Annotated in this window: 2 protein-coding genes; both read left to right on the plus strand. The window is 70.1% G+C overall.

Annotated elements, in window-relative coordinates; genetic code table 11:
- Positions 1-252: 252 nt before the first annotated feature.
- Positions 253-1,203, plus strand: coding sequence for an alpha/beta hydrolase (locus tag E1200_RS32460; protein WP_131956380.1), 951 nt, complete (start codon positions 253-255; stop codon positions 1,201-1,203).
- A 172-nt stretch (positions 1,204-1,375) separates the two neighbouring features.
- Positions 1,376-2,825: carboxylesterase family protein (locus E1200_RS32465; protein WP_243709025.1), on the plus strand; the 1,450-nt coding region annotated here is incomplete at its 3' end.

A 2,825-nucleotide genomic window follows, 5' to 3' on the forward strand; every position in this document is an offset into this window, starting at 1 on the left:
ACCTCACGCCGGGCGCTCCCCCCTGCCTCCCCACCTCCGCTCTCCACAGCCCTCAAGGGACAGGAAAGCTCACCCCCAGACCAAGCCAGAAGCCATAACCACAGCCTGCCGTGGGCAAATCTCCCCACACTGGCCGACTCCGCTCTAGCGGTCCACCCGCACCGATCGTGCTCTCCAGCACCCGGAGCCCCTGGGCAATCAGGGCAAAGGGCCCGAGACTGGAGCCAGACGCGCGTCGATTGGAGCCCCGTAGTGACCTACGCCTACGATCCCGAACTCGTCCCGTGGATCTCGATGATCCCGCAGCTCTCGATCAGCGAGTACGAGCAGATCCGCAGGGACGAGCTGGAGATGTTCGGCAAGCCGCAGTACGTGCCGCCGGTTCCGGTGGACGTCCGCGACGTGCGAGTCCCCGGGACCGAGGGCGCACCCGACGTCCCGGTGCGCGTCTTCGCGCCCGCCGACCGGGACGGCGACCTGCCGGGCCTGGTGTTCATCCACGCCGGCGGGTTCGTGCTCGGCAGCATCGACTCGTCCCACGACGACGCGATGCAACTCGCGGCGGAGGTCGGTGCCGTCGTCCTGTCCGTCGGCTACCGGCTCGCGCCGGAGCACCCGTTCCCGGCCGGTCTGGACGACTGCTACACCGTCCTGACCTGGGCCGCCGCCAACGCGGCCGAACTCGGTATCGACCTTGGCAGGCTCGCGGTGGGCGGCGACAGCGCGGGCGGAGGACTGTCGGCGGCCGTCGCCCTGATGGCCCGCGACCGCGGCGGACCCGCGCTGTGCTTCCAGCTCCTCGGCATCCCCGAACTGGACGACCGGCTCGACACCCCGTCCATGCGGGCCTTCACCGACACGCCGCTCTGGCACCGGCACAACGCCGAACTGAGCTGGGACTACTACCTGGGCGAGGGGGTCCGAGGCACCGAGGGCGTCTCCCAGTACGCGGCCCCCGCCCGCGCGGAGGACCTCACAGGTCTACCGCCCGCCTACGTGACCACATGCGAGTTCGACCCGCTGCGGGACGAGGGCCTCACCTACGCACACCGCCTGATCCAGGCAGGGGTCCCCACCGAACTGCACCATTACCCGGGCACCTTCCACGGCTCGACGATGGTCAAGGAAGCCTCCGTAACCAAACGGATGCGCACCGACCGCCTGAACGCTTTGCAACGCGCCCTGCACCCCCAGGCCGAATGACCCCACCCACATGAACGACCCGCCGCACCGTGAGCGCATCGGCCATAAGCAGTCACGGGCGGCCTGTAGCAACGTCAGCACCGCTTCCGTTAAGCGGAAGAATGCGTGTCCGCAGCCGTACCGGCCGGAAGGATTTCGAGGGCATGTGTTGTCGTCTCAGAGCGAGTGGCCCGTGACCGCCGAGGTACGCACCGCGTACGGTGCCGTGCGCGGGACGCACGAGGACGGCCTCGCCGTCTTCCGCGGGATCCCTTTCGCGCGTCCACCCGTGGGTCCGCTGCGCTTCGCGGCGCCCGAACCGCCCGACGCCTGGGACGGGACCCGTCCCGCCACCGCGTTCGGCCCCGCCCCGCCACAATCGTCCGCGCTTACGCCCGGCGTCCCCCAGCTGTCCGGCGACGACTGGCTGACCTGCAACGTCTGGACGCCCGACCCGGGTGCCGGCGGCCTGCCCGTCATGGTGTGGATCTACGGCGGCGCCTACCTCATCGGCCACTCCTCCGACCCCGGCTACGACGGCGCGGTGCTGTCGCGCGAGGGCGGTGTGATCGTGGTGACGTTCAACTACCGCGTGGCCATGGAGGGGTTCGGGCAGATCGAGGGCGCGCCCGCCAACCGCGGTCTCCTGGACCAGGTCGCCGCACTCACCTGGGTCCGGGACAACATCGCGGCGTTCGGCGGTGATCCGGACAACGTCACGGTCTTCGGCGAGTCCGCAGGCGCGGGCTCCATCGCGGCGCTCCTCGCGATGCCGCGCGCGTCCGGCCTGTTCCGCCGCGCCATCGCGCAGAGCGTCCCGGGCACGTTCTTCTCCCCCGCTCTAGCGGACGACATCAGCGGCGTGATCGCCGCCAAGGCCGGTGTCCGCCCGGTTCGCCAGGCCCTCGCTGAGATCCCTCCCGCCCGCCTGATGGAATCCGTGGACGCCGTCGCCGCCACCATGGCGCGACACCCACAGTGGGGACCGGTCGCGCACACCCCGACTCCGTTCTCTCCGGTCGTGGACGGCGACGTACTGCCACGCACCCCCTGGGCGGCACTCGCCGCCGGATCCGCCCGCGACATCCCCCTGATCACCGGGCACAACCGTGACGAGTACCGCCTCTTCGTCGCGATGAGCGGGCTCCTCGGCAAGATCACCGACGAACAGGCCGCGACCGCTCTGCACACCTTCGCGCCCGATCCGGCGGCCTACCGCGACGCCTACCCAAGTGCCACCGCCGAGACCCTTTACGAAGTCGTCCACTCCGACTGGCTCTTCAGGATGCCGACACTGCACCTCGCGGAGGCCCAGGCCACCGGCGGAGGCCGCGTGCACCTGTACGAGCTGACCTGGTCCGCGAACAGCCTCGGCGCCTGCCACGCCCTGGACGTTCCCCTGGTCTGGGGCAACCTCACAGGCGGTCTGGCCGACCTGCTGATCAACGACCGCCCCGCCGCCGCTCAACTATCGGCAAGAATCCGCCCCACCTGGACGAGCTTCGCGACATCCGGCACCCCGAACTGGCCCGCCTACGACCCCTCACAACGCCTGACCCAAATCTTCGACACATCCCCCACGATCGCCCCTTATCCAGAAGAGGCGTCCCGCGAGCTGTGGACGAACCACACCTTCACCGCCC

Source organism: Actinomadura sp. GC306 (assembly GCF_004348665.1).
Classification (GTDB): Bacteria; Actinomycetota; Actinomycetes; order Streptosporangiales; family Streptosporangiaceae; genus Spirillospora.